This is a genomic window from Bordetella sp. N (assembly GCF_001433395.1).
Taxonomy (GTDB): Bacteria; Pseudomonadota; Gammaproteobacteria; order Burkholderiales; family Burkholderiaceae_B; genus Bordetella_C.
Genome location: NZ_CP013111.1, coordinates 2,747,438 through 2,765,537 on the forward strand (window position 1 = coordinate 2,747,438; position 18,100 = coordinate 2,765,537).

General features: G+C 61.5%; 15 protein-coding genes. 10 read left to right on the plus strand and 5 right to left on the minus strand.

The annotated features are described in order from the left end of the window. Positions 1-6: 6 nt before the first annotated feature. Positions 7-993, plus strand: a complete 987-nt coding sequence (locus tag ASB57_RS11720; protein WP_057652392.1) for a tripartite tricarboxylate transporter substrate binding protein — start codon at positions 7-9, stop codon at positions 991-993. Between the two features lie 18 nt (positions 994-1,011). Continuing rightward, complete coding sequence (locus tag ASB57_RS11725; protein ID WP_231755403.1) at positions 1,012-2,085, plus strand: low specificity L-threonine aldolase; 1,074 nt, start codon at positions 1,012-1,014, stop codon at positions 2,083-2,085. A gap of 72 nt (positions 2,086-2,157) precedes the next feature. On the opposite strand, the gene ASB57_RS11730 is transcribed toward ASB57_RS11725, so the two are convergent. From ASB57_RS11730 to ASB57_RS11745, 4 genes are all read right to left on the minus strand, one after another. Then, positions 2,158-3,117: a tripartite tricarboxylate transporter substrate binding protein gene (locus tag ASB57_RS11730; RefSeq protein WP_057652393.1), complete on the minus strand. Its 960-nt coding sequence runs from the start codon at positions 3,115-3,117 to the stop codon at positions 2,158-2,160. A gap of 119 nt (positions 3,118-3,236) precedes the next feature. Beyond that, positions 3,237-4,193, minus strand: a complete 957-nt coding sequence (locus ASB57_RS11735) for a tripartite tricarboxylate transporter substrate-binding protein (protein WP_057652394.1) — start codon at positions 4,191-4,193, stop codon at positions 3,237-3,239. Positions 4,194-4,328: 135 nt separating this feature from the next. Continuing rightward, positions 4,329-5,849: an argininosuccinate lyase gene (argH, locus tag ASB57_RS11740; protein ID WP_057652395.1), complete on the minus strand. Its 1,521-nt coding sequence runs from the start codon at positions 5,847-5,849 to the stop codon at positions 4,329-4,331. After that, positions 5,846-7,318: an MmgE/PrpD family protein gene (locus ASB57_RS11745; protein ID WP_082621549.1), complete on the minus strand. Its 1,473-nt coding sequence runs from the start codon at positions 7,316-7,318 to the stop codon at positions 5,846-5,848. The genes argH and ASB57_RS11745 overlap by 4 nt, the downstream gene beginning before the upstream one ends. A 65-nt stretch (positions 7,319-7,383) precedes the next feature. Between ASB57_RS11745 and ASB57_RS11750 the strand changes: the two genes are divergently transcribed. Then, positions 7,384-8,274, plus strand: a complete 891-nt coding sequence (locus ASB57_RS11750) for a LysR family transcriptional regulator (RefSeq protein ID WP_057652397.1) — start codon at positions 7,384-7,386, stop codon at positions 8,272-8,274. Between the two features lie 17 nt (positions 8,275-8,291). Here the strand turns inward: ASB57_RS11750 and ASB57_RS11755 are convergent, their stop codons facing one another. Then, on the minus strand, positions 8,292-9,245 hold the full coding sequence (locus ASB57_RS11755) for a LysR substrate-binding domain-containing protein (protein ID WP_057652398.1): 954 nt from the start codon (positions 9,243-9,245) through the stop codon (positions 8,292-8,294). Between the two features lie 195 nt (positions 9,246-9,440). Here ASB57_RS11755 and ASB57_RS11760 point away from each other — a divergent pair, with 195 nt between their 5' ends. From ASB57_RS11760 to ASB57_RS11790, 7 genes are all read left to right on the plus strand, one after another. After that, a complete protein-coding gene (locus tag ASB57_RS11760) occupies positions 9,441-10,430 on the plus strand; it encodes a tripartite tricarboxylate transporter substrate binding protein (RefSeq protein ID WP_057652399.1) in 990 nt (329 codons plus the stop codon). A gap of 51 nt (positions 10,431-10,481) precedes the next feature. Further along, positions 10,482-11,915 carry an aldehyde dehydrogenase family protein gene (locus tag ASB57_RS11765; protein WP_057652400.1) on the plus strand — a complete coding sequence of 478 codons (1,434 nt, stop codon included), beginning with the start codon at positions 10,482-10,484 and terminating at the stop codon, positions 11,913-11,915. Positions 11,916-11,973: 58 nt separating this feature from the next. Next, complete coding sequence (locus ASB57_RS11770; RefSeq protein ID WP_231755404.1) at positions 11,974-13,755, plus strand: thiamine pyrophosphate-binding protein; 1,782 nt, start codon at positions 11,974-11,976, stop codon at positions 13,753-13,755. Between the two features lie 36 nt (positions 13,756-13,791). Beyond that, complete coding sequence (locus ASB57_RS11775) at positions 13,792-14,697, plus strand: sugar ABC transporter substrate-binding protein (RefSeq protein WP_057652401.1); 906 nt, start codon at positions 13,792-13,794, stop codon at positions 14,695-14,697. A 179-nt stretch (positions 14,698-14,876) separates the two neighbouring features. Then, on the plus strand, positions 14,877-15,635 hold the full coding sequence (locus ASB57_RS11780; protein ID WP_057652402.1) for a carbonic anhydrase family protein: 759 nt from the start codon (positions 14,877-14,879) through the stop codon (positions 15,633-15,635). Positions 15,636-15,774: 139 nt separating this feature from the next. Beyond that, the gene (locus tag ASB57_RS11785; protein ID WP_057652403.1) at positions 15,775-16,875 is read left to right on the plus strand and encodes an NAD(P)-dependent alcohol dehydrogenase; all 1,101 of its coding nucleotides are present in this window, start codon (positions 15,775-15,777) and stop codon (positions 16,873-16,875) included. Positions 16,876-17,003: 128 nt separating this feature from the next. Then, on the plus strand, positions 17,004-18,074 hold the full coding sequence (locus ASB57_RS11790) for an FUSC family protein (RefSeq protein WP_231755405.1): 1,071 nt from the start codon (positions 17,004-17,006) through the stop codon (positions 18,072-18,074). The last annotated feature ends 26 nt before the right edge of the window (positions 18,075-18,100 follow it).

Here is an 18,100-nt window from a genome sequence, read left to right on the forward strand (position 1 = left end):
AATACCATGTTCTGTCTACACAAACTCTATCGTCTTGCGGCCTCCGCGCTAACCGCAACACTGCTATTGGGGGCTGCGCCGCTCGCGCACGCCGCCTGGCCCGACCATCCAATCAAGCTCGTTGTACCCTTTTCGGCTGGAGGTGGCGTCGACCAGACAGCGCGCGAGCTTGCACAGCGACTGGGGCAACGGCTCGGCCAACCCATCGTTGTAGAAAACAAGCCAGGCGCGGGCGGTGCGCTTGGGGTCCGCTATCTGATAACGTCGCCCCCTGACGGCTATACGTTCGTCCTGGCGACCGCGGGTGAAGTCGCCATCACGCCGTCACTGAATCCGCAGATAGGCTACGACCCTCTCAAGGATCTCAGCCCCGTCGCGCTCGTCGTCCGCGCACCGAACGTGCTGGTGGTGCACCCCGATGTTCCCGTCAAGAACCTGACCGAACTGATTGCGTACGCCAGGCAGAATCCCAACTCGCTCTCCTACTCGACGAGCGGCATCGGAACGGCACAACATCTGGCAGGAGAACTGCTGGGCAAGCTAGCCAACGTTCAGATCCAGCACATCCCTTACAAAGGCTCATCCCAACAAGTACTCGATGTCATTGCGAAGCGTGTGACGATGACTTACGCAAGCCCGGCTGCCGTGAAACCCTTTATGGATAAGGGCCAGCTCAAAGCATTGGGCGTCACGACCGAGAAACGGATATCTACATTTCCGGAAGTGCCCGCCATCGGCGAAGTCGTACCCGGCTATCAGCTGGAAAGCTGGTTTGGCCTATTCGCCCCGCCGCACACCGACCCGAAAATTGTCAGCCGTGTGAACGAGGAAATCGTCAAGATCCTGCAGGATCCCGCCTTGGCAGCGACGTTGCGTGCCACGGTCGGCGAACCGAGCTACGAGACCCCGGAAGCGTTCTCGAAATTCCTGGATGCGGACGTGAAGAAATTCGCCAAGCTGATCTCTGACTCGCACATCACGCTGCAACCTTGACTGGGGAGCGACGCGCGAATGATGACATCAGAACATTTCAATTCAGCCGCGGGCATCGATTACGTCATCGATATCCGCAGCGATACGGTCACACGGCCAACGGCATCGATGTATGAAGCAATCGCCAATGCTGATCTCGGTGATGACGGCCTGGATGGGGATCCCACGGCAGCAAAGCTGGAACAATCAACCGCCAAACTACTTGGCAAGGCCGCCGGCGTGTTTATGCCCAGTGCCACGATGGCGAATCTGACTGCAATCATGGCGCAGGCGGGACGGCAGGAGGTGGTGCTGGCTCACGCCGACTCGCATATCTACGGCGCGGAGCGCGGGGGCGCTGCAATCTCCGGTGCCTTTTACACACCACTCGCTGGCGCGGCCGGCGCCATGGATATGGACGCGCTGCGCCGGGCATTGTCCGGGAATCGAAGCAAGCTGCGCACAGCGGTGGTTTGCCTTGAAACTTCGCATAACAGTGCGGGCGGCACGGTTCTACCGCTCGCTTACATGGAAGAGGTGAAAACTCACGCGCATGCCGCTGGCGCTGTCGTTCACCTGGACGGTGCAAGGTTGTTCAATGCTGCTGCCTGTTTAGGCGTCCCAGCCAGACAGATCGCTGACCATTGCGACACCGTGTCCGTTTGCCTTTCAAAAGGGCTTAGCGCACCGATGGGCGCCGTACTGGTCGGACCTCGCGCCACCATCGCGAAAGCCCGCGAGCTTCGGCGAGCGCTCGGCGGAAACCAGCGACAGGTGGGGATTGCTGCGGCTGCTGGCCTAGTCGCCATCGAGACGATGGTAGATCGCCTCGTTGAGGATCAGAAATCGGCGGCCGCCTTGAGTTCGGCTGTCGCAAAAGTCGCGACGATCAAGGTCAGCACACCTCAGACCAACATCGTGCTCGTCGACACGGCGCTTAGCGGAAAACCGGCAAAGGACTGGGAAAAGGCGCTACGCGAAGCTGGTGTTCTGGTCCGGCCGTGGGGGGAGTTCATGCTTAGGTGTGTCACGCACCGCCATATTTCCATCGACGACGTGAAGACGGCCGCCGAGGCCTTTAACAATGTAGCTGCGCGCTTCGCTGCTTCTTAATCAAATGGTTGATGCAACGCGAGACAGCCAAAACGGCATGGCGGGCGGTCGGATGAATACTTTCCGGTGGGCTTATTCCGCCTGAATCCCGGCATCGGCAAGCACCTGTGCGGACCGTTTCATCTCACGTTCGACGAAGGCCCCAAAGTCGCTGGACGACGAGCCCACTGGCTGCGCGCCGAGATCGGACAGTTTCTGCTTGGTCGCGGGATCGTTCACTGCTTCGTGAACGGCACGCTCCAGGCGATTGACAATATCGGACGGCGTCCCTGCCGGCAGAAAGATGCCGTTCCACTCATACATCTCGTATCCGGCCAAACCTGATTCAGCAACAGTCGGTACGTCGGGCAGGCCGGCCACCCGCTCGCGGGCGCTAACGGCCAGGGCGCGCAATTTACCACTGCGTACCAGCGGAGAGGACGCGGCCATGTTGCTGAACATCATATCGATCTGCCCGCCCATGAGGTCTGATAGCGCTGGGGCGCCACCCTTATAGGGAACGTGCGTCAGCTTCAAGCCGAATCCATGGGCATACAGTTCGGCCGCCAGGTATTGGGCCGTTCCAATGCCGGGCGATCCGTAATTGACGCGCCCAGGCTTGGCGCGCGCTGCCTGCGTCAGATCCTGGATCGTGTGCGCCGGCGAAGTCGCGGGCACCACGAGCAGATTGGGCGTCAGGCTGACCAGCGACACCGGAATGAAATCACGGCGCGTGTCATACGTCAGTGCTTTGTACATCGCCGGGTTCACGGCATGCGCGGTCGCATCGTAAAGCACGGTGTAGCCGTCGGCCGGCGCATGGGCCACGTAGGCAGCGCCGATCGTGCCACTGGCGCCAGGCCGATTCTCCACCACGACCTGTTGCCCAAGCAACGTACCCAATTTGGCCGACACCAGACGAGCCTGCACATCTGCCGCGCCACCTGCCGAGTAAGGAACCACCATCTTCAGTGGCCGGTCGGGATAGTCCGCCTGCGCCGCGCAGGCGTAGCCGACCACGGCCAAAGCAAGAACTGCTTGAAGGACCTTCATGTTGTCTCCGACATTTTTCTAATGTCAGGCATTCTGAAAGTCTGTTCCGGGCAACACAATAGTGTTTCGGTTATCGGAACATGTCTTGTAGGCCGCAACAATGAAAGCCTTGCCGCGGCTCACTCGATCTGCACACCCACCGCCTTGACCATTTTTCCACTTGCCTCGTAGTCCTTCTTGAGCAGCCCATCGAAGTCGGCGATCGACATCGGCTCATAATCGACACCCAGCTTACCCAGGCGCGCCTGCACCTCGGGCAAAGCCAGTGCCTTGGACATGGCGGCATGAATTTTCTCTACCTCGTCCTTGGGCATGCTCTTGGGGGCAAGCAGGCCAAACCAGGTGTCATACTTGAAACCGGGCGCGCCCGCTTCGGCCGCCGTGGGCAGGTCCGGCAGCAGCGGCGAACGCTTCGCACCTGTATAGGCCAGCATCTTGATACGGGGATCGGTCTTGAAACCTATGATGGCAGGCACCGCGGCGGCCGTGCCCTGCGCCCGGCCGGCCAGCACCTCGTTGATGGCGTCGCCCGTGGCTTTCATGGGTATGTGCTGCATCTTGCCCTGAATCGTCGCCAGGAAAGACGCCATCGCAAGATGCGTCGCACCGCCATTGCCCGCTGACGAATAATTCAAGTCGCCAGGCTTGCTCTTGATCAGCGCGATGTAATCCTGCAAGGAATTGACACCGAGCTTGCCTGGTGTGGCGATCACGAAGCCGGCATTACCCAGGTAAGCCACGGCGGTAAAGTCCTTGACCGGGTCGTAGCCTGGCGTGCGATAAAGATACAGCGCCAGATTATGGCTGGCCGCCGTCAACAGCAAGGTATTGTTGTCCGTCGCGCGCGCCGCATAGGCCGTGCCCAGACTGCCGCCGGCGCCGGCGCGGTTTTCCACAATCACCGTCGCACCAAGGGCCTTGCCCAGATCCACATTCAAATTGCGGGCCACCGTGTCCAGCGTGGCGCCAGGCCCATACGGCACGATAATCTTGATCACACGGTCGGCGAGCGCGGGGGTGTTTACCCCGGCAGCCATGGCCAGGCCGCACAGCAGCAGTTTCCATCTCTTCGTCATGTCGTCTCCTCGTCATTCATCGATGACTTTCAGGCCCGGGACTTACGGCCCGATAACCCGTACTCACTGATTGAACATCATCCGCGGCTCCGTCGCGGAAGGCGCTTGCACTGCCTTCCGCACTCACCATGGCGATCAGCCTACGATTCGATCAATTGCCTCCTCAAGCTTGCGCTCCGACCCTGCAAGGCGTTCCGTAATGACATCAAGCTCGGCAGTGTCGGCCTTGTATTGTCCGCGCGCGCGGGCGATATCCTCCTCCACACGTTCCGGCGCGGGTCCACCGATCAACTGGCGCGCCTTGATGCATTCGGCCGGGTCCAATGCCTTGCGCAGAGAATCGGCGCTCAGGCCTAGCGGCTTGCCCATATATTCCACGGCTGCTTCGTCCACGAGTTCAGGTGTGACGGCATTCTGGCTCAGCCCTCGACTGATGCCGAGTCGGACCAGGATGGCCACGATCTGGTGCGCGGTGCGGAACGGCAGGCCTTTCTCCAGCACGAGCACGTCGGCGATATCGGTGGCGCAAATCCAATTCAGGTTGGTGGCGTTCTCCAGCATGCGATCTTTCTTGATCGACAAAGTGTTCAGCACGCCAGTCATGATCTGCGTTGCTTCCAGAATGTCGTCCAGGGTCGGCGCCAGCTGTCGCGTATAACCCATGCAGGCATCATGCATCTCGTACATATACGAGGCCAATCGACCATAAGTCCGGGCGGCGGCTCCGCGCACCCACATCAACGTGTACGGATTTTTCTTCTGCGGCATGATGCTGCTGGTGCCGCAGTAACGATCCGCCAATTCGACGTAAGAGAACTCGGTATTCGACCAAAGATACAGCTCCGAGGCGATGCCCGACACATTCATCATGAGCAGCGACGGCACCGTGTAGGCCTCGGCCGGCACGCCCAACCAGCCATCGAAGCCGAGCACGGCATAGCGAGTATTGGTAATCACGCCATCGAAGCCCAACAACTCGGCGGTGCGCTCACGTTTGATGGGATAACGCGACCCCGTCATGATGGCGGCGCCGGCGGGGCTCACGTTCACCCGGTCGTAGAGTTGTTTCAGTCGCTGAAAGTCGTTTTCGAGCGCCAGTTCCCAGGACATGGCGTAGTGCGCAAAACTGGTCGGCTGCGCATGTTGCGACCAAGTCGACGCCGGCATCACGGTATCCACGTGCTCGCTGGCCAGTTTGACCAAGGCTTTGCGCAGTTCTATGGAAGCGGCCATCAATTTGAGGATGGACTCCCGGATAAAGATACGGCTGGTGACCGCCATGAAATCCCCCGAGCTGCGGCCGGCGTGTATGCGACCACCGACCTCCTCGCCCAGGGAAGTAATCAACCAGGCCTCGCCGGAGTGCTCGCCGGCTTCTGTCTCGGCGCGCACCTTCTCCACCCCGGTCTTCTCCATCTCCCGCAGCGCGCCGAGCATTTTGACTGCGTCCTCGCGCGTATGGAAACCCTGCTCCGCCAGCATCACCAGATGGGCCTTGTCGAAGCGATGGTAATAGGGATACTCGCGCAGCTGCTGTTCAGGGTCGCCCAGCTTCGTGCGCTTCTGCACATCCTCCGCGTCCTCGGTCAGGCGGGCGCCGGCCTTACGATACGGTTCGCCCTTGGCCACTTTGCCGTAGATGCTGTCTTTGCTCATTTGCTGATGTCTCCTCGGTCGATCTCTTGATGAAGCAGGGCCAGGAAGTCGCGGGGACGTCCTGCGCCTTGCAAGGTGTCCAGGGACGCCAGAATGCGGCGGCCCTGATTCGGATTCAGAAACGGCGCCGTGACCGCGAGAAACTTTTCCTCGACCCGGCGTGACTGTTGCGTCTTATCGGATAGCGGAACCCCGGCATCCACGTCTTTCCGAAACGATGCTCCCGACTGCGTGTGCAGCGTCACCGCCGCCGCGCTCAAGCTCATCCCCGGCACCAGCGTGACGCGCACTCGACGCATCATTGCCTTAATATCGGATTCGGCAACGCGGCCCCAGGTATCCAACCGGGCAGTGTCGATGTCCAATAGCGCGAATGACGCGGCGGCACGCAGACTGAATTTGGCCTCCAGGGCAGTCGCGGGCTCCTGGATATTGCAGATGGAGCAGGCATCGCCTGCGACCACGTCGATAGCCGTGATGTCAGCGGCCTGCAAAGCGTGCATATGCCGCAGGTCCCTGACCGCCTCTATCGTCGAATGCGTGCTGAAGCAAGCAGCGTGAAACTTGAAGAGATTGCCGAGCAGGTGGTACCCGCCAGGAGGATCGGCCAAGGCTTCATCCACCCGAAAGTCGTCGCCATGGGTGTCCGCGAAACCCTGTAAGCATTCAATCGCATCGAGCCGGCTGACGAAACCTTTGCGAGCGAGCAACGCCGCGCGTGCGCCCGTCTGCGCTGCCATGCCGGCATGCAGCGGCTTGGCCATTCCGCCGAACATCGATTTGAGTCCGGCAGCCTGCGTGGCGGCGACACCCAAAGCGTGGCAGGTTTGTTCTGCGGACAGCTTCAACAGATGCGCGCATGCCACCGCCGCGCCGAGACTGCCGATGGTTGCGGTCGCGTGAAAGCCCCTCGCGTAATGACCGGGAGCCAGCAGCACGCCGATGCGGCACGCGGTCTCGTAGCCTGCGACGAACGCTGCGTACAACGCAGGGCCACTGACGTCCAGGTAATCCGCAAGGGCGACCACCGCGGGGAAGATGGCAACACCGGGATGCCCCGGCAACGCCAAATTCACGTCGTCATAGTCCAGGGCGTGGGACGCCGTGCCGTTGGCGAGGGCGGCCTGTGCAACGCTCACTCGCGCGCCGTCACCGATCAAGATCGCCTGCGCCGCCCCGCCTTCCTCCAGCAGGGCCTGCGCCACGATACGGCTGCCCGGTTCTTCGCGCCCCGCCAGCGTGCAGGCCAGCCAGTCGGCCAGACTGTCACGAGAGACCTGCCGTACCGCCAAAGGCAGGTCCTCATGGCGGATGTCCAGCGCCCGCCGGACCAGTTCGTTTGTGAGGGCAATCTCTGTCGCCCGTTGCTTGCCCATTGCCATTGTCTCCTTGCCGATCGCGGGTTCTTGCTCTGCGGAGCGTTGCCGGTCCTGTGCGTCGACCAGGAGAATCTTGATCCCTCCGGGCATTTCTTTCTAATGATTATTCTTTGCTAACCTATCACTTTACGTGATGACCTTCCCTGCTTAGCGCCATGAATCTTCGCCACCTTGAGGTTTTCCACGCCATCATGCAGGCCGGCTCGGTCACTGGCGCGGCACATCTGCTCAACGTCACACAACCCGCCATCAGCAACGTCCTTCGCCATGCTGAACAGCAGTTGCGCTTCAAGCTGTTTGAGCGGATAGGCGGTCGGCTGCAACCCACGCCGGAAGCCAGCGATTTGTTCCCCGATGTCGAAGCGATCTTCGGGCGTATCGACACGCTTAATCGAGCGGTCGACGAGATCCGGGGCGGCCGTAGCGGGCGTCTGGTAATTGCGGCATCGCCCACTTTCGTCAACGCCTACCTGCCGGAGGCGGTATCGCGGTTGCATGCGCACAGCCCGGGCGGCCGCGTCACGATACTTGCGCTCGCCACAGCGACGGCCATCGAGGAGCGGGTGGCGCGGCGGGAGGCAGATATCGGCATGGTCTACACACCCGTGATGGATCCCAGTGTCGGCGTCGAACACGTCGGCAAGTCCAACGTGGTCTGTGCCGTACCGCGGCGTTCCAAGCTGGCCCGCCGCAAGGAGGTGCGTGCGGAAGATCTGGCCGGGACTGTCGTCGTGGCGACGGGTCCGACGACACGCACCGGCATGGCGATCCAGGCGGCATTCGGCGCGCGGGGCCTGGCCATGCCCAGCGTGGCGGTAGAGGTCAATTCGTCGCAGGCGGCTTGCCTGATGGTGGCGAAAGGAGTCGGCATCGGCCTGGTGGACCTGGCGACCGTGCATCAGTACGCCTTGCCCGATGTGGTCTTCCGGCCGTTCTGGCCACTGGTCGAATTGAATCTCTGCCTGATCTTCCCCAAGGATCGCCCGCGCTCGCGCTTGGCGGTGCGATTCGCGAAGGGGCTACGTGAGCAGTTTCTGGGGCGTTAAGCGCTGTGGCCACACATCTAGTCACTCACCGACTGCTCAATGAGGCTGACACCGGGCCAAGCTCCATCGCGGGCCAGCTGAGAAGTCGTTTCCTGCAATGTCGCTGCCACACAGGACGCCGCAGGCGACAACATGTGAGGCGGCGCGGTAAATAGATAGTTGCGCCGGCGCAGCCCTGCATCCGAAATAGCCAGCGCCCGCCAATGCTGATCCGCATGCCGCTCCAACTGGAGCGCCGACATCGGCTTGATCGTAGCGCCCATTCCCCGATGGACACAGCTCATCAGCAGGGATAAGGAATCGATCTCTGCCACCACTTTCGGCAGCAAATTTCTGCGTTCAAACTCGGTGGAGATGCGACGCCGTAATCCATGGGTCCCGGTGGGCAGAATGAGCGGCAACCGCGCGACCTCTTCCAGCGTGAGGCTTTCGCGCTCGGGCGGAATCAAGGAACTACTTCGCGGCAACAGAACGAACAGTTCCTCTTCCAGCAATGGAATCGAGGGCAAATCCGATGCTGCATCCGGGCTGAACAAAATCGCCATTTCAAGCTGGCCCAATCGGAGCATCTGTGCGAGATGACCGCTCATGCCTTCCACCACGTTCAACACAATATTGGGATAACGGTCCCTTACGAGTTCCATCAAGGGCACGCCGATAGCGAGTACGGTCGTCGCCGGCAGGCCCAGGGACACGATACCGTGAACATCCGTACTCTCTCGCCGCGCAATGGAAACGGCCTGATCCATCTGCCGAACGATGAAACGCGCATGGTGGTAAAGGGCCAGTCCGCTGTCGGTAGGGGTCACCCCTCTGGAGGAGCGCGTCAGCAACTGCATGCCGACTTCCCCTTCTAATTTTGCCAATTGTTGACTCAAGGCCGGCTGCGCAATAAAGAGCTGGCGCGACGCCTTGGCCATGCTCCCGCTCTCCACGATCTGGATGAAATAGCGCAGTTGCTTGAAATCCATATCCTTTTTGTCCCTCCGCCCATCCTGGCAATCACGTTGCCGGGCTATATGGCGATCTTATACCCCATGTCGCAAAACGGTAATTCCGTATGGGTCCCAAACTCAATAGACTGAGCGCCATCCGATGAAGAAGTCAGAGAACAAGGGGTCAGCTCGGACCACCGAGTTCATAAAAATAATCGAGGAGACACTGCTTTGAATTCCGTTTTCAGGTCGTTGAAGGCTTTGCTGATCGGCACGGGGCTACTGGCAGGCATGCTGCCCGGCGCTACGAATGCCGCGGACGCTCCCTATCCCAACCGTCCGATCACGATCGTGGTCCCCTACCCCGCTGGCGGCTCGGGGGACGTACTGGCCCGCATCCTGGCCGACGGTCTGGGCAGCCGTTATAAGCGGGCAGTCGTCGTCGAGAACCGCAGCGGCGTGGGCGGTCACATCGGCGCCGAATATGCCTTGCGGCAACCACGCGACGGGTACACGCTGATATTGGCGACCATCGCGCACAACAGTGCCTACGCCATGTATGGCAAGCTTCACTACAACCCGCCCAAGGACCTGGTGCCCGTCGCCCTGTTCGCGGAATCCCCCAACGTACTGATGGTGCCTGCCAATTCACCACTCAAATCCGTGCAGGACGTCCTGGCGGCGGCGCGTGCACAGCCCGGCAAACTGAACTACGCATCAGCGGGCGTGGGCTCGGGCACGCACATGGCAGCCGAGCTGTTCAAGTACCTGGCAAAGGTCGACATCACGGGTATTCCGTTCCGGGGTGGCGCACCGGCCATGACCGCCTTGATGAGCGGCGATGTGGATCTGGACTTCGAGACAGGCGCCACCGCCAACCAGGCCATCGCGTCGGGCAAGGTGCGCGCGCTGGCCGTGACCAGCGCGCAGCCATCCCCCTCCTTTCCCGGCTTGCCCACGGTCGCGGCCACTGGCGTACCGGACTATGTGATGACGCTCTCCTACACGATCTCGGTCGGCAATGGCGTGCCGAAGGAGATCATCGACAAGCTGAATGCCGACATCAATGACATCGTCAAGTCTCCGGAATACGCCAAGCGGCTGAACACCGCGGGCATGGAGGCCGTTGTATCGACGCCCGCCTCGGCTCGCGAACGCAATGAACGCGAAGCGGTCGAGTGGACCAAAGTCATTCACGCAGCCCACATTCAACTCGATTGACGTGCGCGCACTTTCCCCAGACGCGACCGATACACCAGGACTCATAAGCACATGGATGCACCACGAACACTCAGGAATTGCCAGTTACTGGTCGACGGCCAGTGGCTCAATGGCGACGCGGAGATCCCTGTTCTCAATAAATACACCCAGGCGGCCTGCGCCAGCTACCAAATGCCCACGCAGGCTCAGGTGAACGCGGCCGTCGCCACTGCCCGCGCGGCGTTTCAGGGGCAGACCCTCACGCCCTACGACCGCGGCCTCATCCTCGACCGAAGCGCGGCCATTCTGCAGCGCCGTACCGAGGATTTGATCCAGGCATTGATCGAGGAAGTCGGATTCACCCGCTCCGACGCCCAAGGGGAGATCAGCCGTTGCATCCAGACCTTCCGCCTGTCCGCCGAGGAAGCGCGTAATTTGACCGGTGAGATGGTGCCGATTGCCGGGGCGCCCGCTCAAGCGGGGCGCCTGGGCTTTACCCTGCGCGTCCCCTTGGGCGTCGTGTGCGCGATCACGCCATTCAATGCTCCTTTGAACACCGTCGCCCACAAGGTGGCGCCAGGCCTGGCCGCGGGCAATGCGGTGGTGCTGAAGCCCTCCGCCCATACCCCCACGGCTGCCGTCATCATGGCCGAGGCTCTGGTAGAAGCGGGCCTGCCATCCGGCCTGATGTCCGTCCTGCATGGCGGTGCCGAGGTGGCCCAATGGTTGCTGGACAACCAGGACATCCAGTTTTACGCCTTTACCGGTAGCACGGAGGTCGGCCGCCAAATCCAGCAACGCGCGGGTTTACGGCGCACTCAGATGGAACTGGGCAGCATCGCCTTTACCATCCTCGCCGAAGACGCCGACCTGGATCGCGCGCTGCCCAAGGTAATCAACGCCGCCTACCGCAAAGCGGGCCAGGTGTGCACCTCGGTGCAACTGTTATTGGTACATCGCAGTATCCAACGTCAGGTCGAAGAGCGCCTGGCCGCCACCGTAGGCAGTTTGCGCTTCGGCGATCCCGCCCATAAGGACACGATCGTCGGCCCGGTCATCAGCGAAGGCGCGGCCGAGCGTATCGATGCCTGGATCCAGGAAGCGGTGAGCCGAGGGGCGCGTCAGTTGGCAGGCGGGCGCCGGCAAGGCGCCGTCGTACCGCCGACATTGCTGGCTGATCTTAGTCCGGACATGCGCCTTTCGTGCCAGGAAGTATTCGGCCCGGTCATGTCCATCGAACCGTTTGACACACTGGACGGCGCGATTGCCCGCGTCAATGCCACGCCGTTTGGCCTGGCTACGGGACTGTTCACCAACCGTATCGATCAGGCGCTGGATGCGGCCCGTAGGCTGCAGGTGGGTGGCGTACATATCAACGAGACTTCCAGCTCACGCGTCGACGTCATGCCCTATGGCGGTTCGAAAGCGAGCGGATTCGGCCGCGAAGGCCCCCATTACGCGATACGCGAAATGAGCGAAGAGCGCATGGTCACCGTCGTCGCCTGAAACGGTTCGACGTTTTTGAACCGGCGCGCATAAAAGTCATACCAATCAGGAGAAGGAATTGTCCAAGAGCATGAAAGGCGGCGAGCTGATCGCTGAATATCTCGTCCAGGAAAAAGTCCCCTATGTCTTCGGCATTTGCGGACATGGCAACGTTGGCATTCTCGATGCCTTGCATGACGTGAAGGATAAGGTGAAGCTGATTTCACCCCGTCATGAGCAGTGTGCCGGCCATATGGCGGACGCCTATTATCGCGTCAAGCATCGTCCCGTCGCCACGCTGACGTCGACCGGGCCAGGCTCTGCCAATATGGTGATGTCCTTGGCGACAGCGCTGTCGGATTCGTCGGCCTTCATGGCCATTACCGCGAACGTGCCGACATCGCAGCACAACCGCGCACCATTTCAAGAACTGTATGCGCACAACCAGGCAGACTTCGCTTCGGTACTGCGCCCGGTGGTCAAGCGCTCGTTCCAACCCACGCGCGTGGACATGCTGCCACTGGCCCTCCGCCAGGCCATGGACACGATGGTCAGCGGCCGGCCCGGCCCGGTAAATCTGGATATTCCCTATAACGTGTTCCAGGAAGAAGCGGAGGTCGAATTGCCTCCCGCTTCCAAACTGGACCAGCGCCCTCGCCCAGGTGCGTCCGAGGCAGACATCAAGGCGGTGCTGGATCTGTTGGCCAAGGCGCACAAGCCTGTATTTTTCATTGGCCATGGTGCCACGCTTGCCGAAGCGGGCCCCGAACTGACTGACGTTTCGCAGCGTCTCGGTCTGCCCGTGATCACGTCGCCCAACGGCATGGGCTGCGTGCCCATGCAGGATCCACTGGCCTTGGGTTTCATCGGCCGCAACGGCGCTTATCCGGCCAACCAGGCCGGCCGCCATGCCGATCTCGTCATCACGGTAGGCACCCGTTTCGATGACCGCTCGTCATCCACCTGGACGCCGGGATATTCCTGGAATTTCCCCAAGACCCTGCTGGTGCACGTGGACATCGATCCCAACGAGCTCGGTCGCAATTACCCGCCCACGGTGGGCATCGTGGCGGATGCCAAGGTCTTCATGCAGCAACTGCTGAACGGGATCGAACAGCGCAAGGACATCGAGCGCGCCCAATATGGCGCCTGGCGCGAGGAAGTTGCCGGCTGGCAAGCGGAATGGGAAGCGCACGTAGGTCCAAACTTCGAGGACTCCACCAGTCCCTTGCGGCCGGAATTCGTGGTGCGTGCGGCGCAAGACATGCTGCCCGATGACGTCATCCTCGCCTTGGACTCCGGCGTCCACCATAACTGGTTCATGCAGTTCTGGAAGGCCAAGCAGCCGCAGAGCATGCTCAATAGCTGGGGATATTCCTCCATGGGCTTCGGCGTCTGCGGAGCACTGGGCGCGCAACTCGCGGCGCCGGATCGCCCGGTCGTGGCCGTAGTCGGTGACGGTGGTTTCACCATGACGCCCTATGTGTTGTGTACTGCGGTCGAGTACAACCTGCCGGTAGTCTGGATCATCTGGAACAACTTCGCGTGGGGTGCGATCCGCGACCTGCAGTATGGCTTGTTCGACGGCCGCGAAATCGGCACGGCTTTCTACAACGGCCAGACAGGCCAACCCTATAACCCGGACTTCGCGGCCTGGGCACGTGCCTGCGGCGCTGACGGCATGACGGTGAAGCGCCCGCAAGATCTGCGTGGCGCGATCGAACAGGCCTTGCTCAACCGCCGCCCTTGCGTCATCGATGTTCACGTGGACGCCAACATCCGCCCGCCTTCCACCGGCACGTGGCAGTTGCCGCCGCTGAAGCGCCCGGAACCCGCTTTCGGCAAGCCCTACATTGCCTGAGGTGCCACAAGGACGCCGGGCTGAGGAGGAGGATGAGTGAAGATCGCTGTATTCACCAAGAATCGCACGAATCCCGCATACGAGGGCGCGCGTTTGGGCGCCGAGCGCGCGGCGCATCGCTTTGGTGCCGAGGTCATGCATTTTGTGCCGGAGAAACCAGACGACCCGGCTCAACAAATCGCGCTGATCGACGAGGCGCTGGCGCTCGGGCCCGATGCCATTGTCATGTCCCCCGTGCATCCCTCGAAAGTGGACGGCGCGTTACGGCGTATACAGGCTGCGGGCATCCCGCTATTCAGCGTGGTCAGCCCCGTTGCCGCAGTGCCGACCATCACTTTCGTCAACGCGGACGACTATGCCTTGGGTGCAGCGATTGCCGCCTACCTGTTCGAGCAACTCCATGGCAAAGGCTCGGTACTCGTCGTCAGCGGCCACGTCGACTCCTCTACCAGCACGGCGCGCCTGCGCGGTTTCTCCGACACTGCGAAGCGTTTCCCGTCCATTACCCTGATCGACACCTTGGTCGGCGACTACGCCAGGATCACGGCACGTGACCGCATGGCGCAATGGCTGAAGACGCATCCTTATCGAGGTTTCGACGCCTGCCTGGCAGCGAATGACGCCATGGCCCTGGGTGTTATCGAGGCGATGGCGGAATCGGGCCGTCGCCCGCTCGTTGTCGGAGTGAATGCGATCCCGGAGGCCATCGTAGCTGTTCAGCAGCAAGTCCTTTTGGCGACCGCCGACTACAACGCCATGAACATGGCCTACCTGGCGGCCGAATGCGCGGCGCGCCATCTACTTAGGGAGTCGATGCCCTCGCGCATTGTGCTGCCGGTCGAAATCATCGACGCAAGCAACTGCAGGCTATGGGATCTCCCCTACGCGCAGAGGCCGGTACTTTCCTATGACGACCTGCCGGCTTCCTCGCGAATCGATTAGATCGACTGATCAAAATGGAAAAGGCCGGCGCCACGGCCGCGGTGACGAAGCTGTTGTCCACCAGCAAAAACAGGAACAGAATGTACTCGCCTTGAATCCCGGTGATTCACGGCCGGCCCATGAATGAATAGCCGTAATGTGCGACCTGTCTCTTGTGGGCTGCGTATAGGGGGTACTTCATGGAAACGATCAAAGATTGTTGCATGGCGAGCCATCCTCTGGACTCAGGCCGACGCAACTGGCTGAAAGCAGGCGTCGGCGCAGGCTCGGCCGTGTTGATGGCGGCAACCGTATCACTGGCACCACGGGGCGCCGAAGCGGCGTCCCTTACGCAGGCGCAGCGCGACGCAATGACTCCCGACCAGGTCATCGAAATGATGAAACAGGGGAACGAACGCTTTCGCGCCGGCAAGCCGCAGGAGCACGACTACCTCGCTCAAAAGCGCTCCAGCGCGTCGGGGCAGTTCCCCGCGGCGGTAATCCTCAGTTGCATCGATTCCCGTACGCCCGTCGAGATCATCCTGGACGCAGGTATCGGCGACACGTTCAACGGACGGGTCGCCGGCAACATTTCCAACGATGATTTATTAGGCAGCATGGAATTCGCCTGCGCGGCAATGGGTTCCAAGGTGGTGCTGGTCATGGGGCATACCGCATGCGGCGCCATCGTTGGCGCGATCGACAATGTGGAACTGGGTCACCTGACCGGGCTGCTGAAAATCATCAAACCCGCGGTCGAGGCAACCAAATATTCGGGGGATCGCAGCGGCAAGAATTATGAATTCGTCGACGCCGTCGCCATCACCAACGTGCATCACACCATCGACGCCATTCGTAAAAACAGCTCGATCCTGGCCGGCCTGGAAAAGGAAGGAAAAATCAAGATCGTCGGCTCGATGTATGACCTCGGTAACGGCATGGTCACGTTCCTGAACTAAGACCTCCTGCCTGCACGACGCCTTGGACAGAATTTGATCTCGCGCAAACACGCCAAGCTGTTTGCGGCGCAGCATGGGAACACCAAGGCGTAGTGCGCTGTTCACCAGTTCATTTCCAAGTACCACACGGGAGCGAAACATGAGCAAGACGATGAAAGCCGCTGTGTTCGTCGAACCTGGACGAATCGACATCCGGGAGAAAGCCATCCCCGACGTGGGGCCGAACGACGCATTGCTGAAGATCACGACCACCACGATCTGCGGCACCGACGTACATATCCTGAAGGGCGAATACTCCGTTGCGCCTGGCCTCACCGTCGGCCACGAGCCCGTCGGCACGATAGAGAAGCTGGGCAGCGCGGTGTCGGGCTATCAGTTGGGACAGCGGGTCATCGCCGGCGCGATCTGCCCGAACTTCAATTCGTATGCGGCCCAGGACGGCTACCCGTCGCAGGATGGCAGCTACCTGATGCATCAGGGGGGCTGCGGCTGCCACGGCTACGTGGCGACGGCAGGCTGGCGCTTCGGCAACAAGATCGACGGCGCGCAGGCCGAGTATCTGCTGGTTCCCGATGCCCAGGCCAATCTGGCCCCGGTCCCGGACGGCCTGAGCGATGAACAGGTGCTGATGTGTCCCGACATCATGTCCACGGGATTCAAGGGTGCCGAGAACGCCAACATCCGAATAGGCGATACGGTGGCGGTCTTCGCCCAGGGCCCCATCGGCCTGTGCGCGACCGCCGGCGCGCGCCTGTTGGGGGCCACCACCATCATCGCCGTGGACGGCAACCCGCATCGCCTGGAGATGGCGCGCCAGTGGGGTGCGGACGCCGCGCTCAATTTCAACGATTGCGATGTCGTCAGCGAGATCCTGCGTCTGACGGGCGGTAAAGGCGTCGATTCATCGATCGAGGCGCTGGGCCAGCAAAGCACTTTCGAGGCCGCGCTGCGTGTGCTCAAGCCAGGCGGGACGTTGTCCAGCCTGGGCGTGTACTCCAGCGACCTGAAAATACCGCTCGGCGCATTCGCCGCCGGCCTGGGCGATCACAGGATCAATACGGCGCTGTGTCCCGGCGGCAAGGAACGCATGCGGCGTCTCATGAACGTCATTGAATCCGGCCGGCTGGACCTGACGGACATGGTGACCCACAAGTTCAAGCTCGATGACATCGGCGCGGCTTACGATCTGTTCTCGCATCAGCGAGACAACGTGCTGAAGGTGGCCATCAAGCCGTTCTGACGCGCGGAAGAGCATCCGGGCCCGGACCGGGACTATGATTGTCGTCATAGGAGCACCGTGCCGGGCATTCCAACTTTGGCCTGGCTTGACCCACGAAAGACATCCCCGCATCCCGGGTTGCCGCGATAGTGCATCGTCCTCTCGCATCCTTCATCGCATGGCTGGACCGTATTGACCCGCAGCTCCATCGGCGGATCAAGGGGCTGCGCCTAGTCACCGCCTACGGTATAGCGGCGGCACTGGGCACGCTGCACGACGTAAGCCGTGACGTCCCCACGGGCATCTCGCTTGGCGGTCTGGCAGCGAGTTTCGCCTTGTGGGCCAGCGTTTCAGAAGCAAGAACGACGCGCGCCACCTCCAGCCGCGACCTGCTGATTCTTTGCCTGGCGGCGGCCGGGGGCGCCGCCCTCTTCACGTCACTGGCCCCATTGCTGCGCGCGCACTTCAATGCCGGCGGCGAGTGGGTATTGGCCAGCGGCGCTTTCGCCGTCGGTTATCTGAAACGCTACGGCATTCTCGGCGCAGGCGTCGGATCACAGATCTACATCGGCCAGTTGACCGCATACAGCATGGGATTGGGTTCAGGGGACTACGTTGCCATCGCACTCGCGGCGTCGATCGCCATCGTCGCCGCCGTCATCCCACGTCTGCTGAGCGGCCCCGCCGAACATCCGGCCACGATGGCCGCAATGGGTCCGATCACCGGCCATCCGCGCGGCTATCCCGCCGAGTTGGTGATGGGCTTGCAAGCGACCGCCGCGACGCTTCTGATCGTCGTCCTGAACAGCTTCCTCGGCCTAATGGAGTCGGCCTGGGCAATCACGGCGTGCGTATACGTCATAGGCGCAACGGCTGCAGGCACCTTCGACCGGGTGCGCCGCCGGATTACCGGTACGCTGGTCGGCGTGCCTCTGGCCCTCATCTGCCTGCCCTTCGCCCCGCAAGTGCCCTTGCTCATCTGGTGCGCCGCGGCGTTGGCGATGATCATCTATGCCATGGCCTTGCCTGAGCGTTACGACATCGCCTGCGGCGCTTTCGCCTTTACCCTGCTCGTCACGCTGGCGGTGAATGGCGAACACTCGATGCCGATGCTGTTGGCGCGTTTGTGGGAGACGGTATTGGGCAGTGTGATTGGCGGCGCCATGGCCATGCTCGTCCTGCCGTTGCGCGCACAGTCCACCGGTACGACGGTGCGTTGAACAAGCCATCGCATCGGTACACGGAT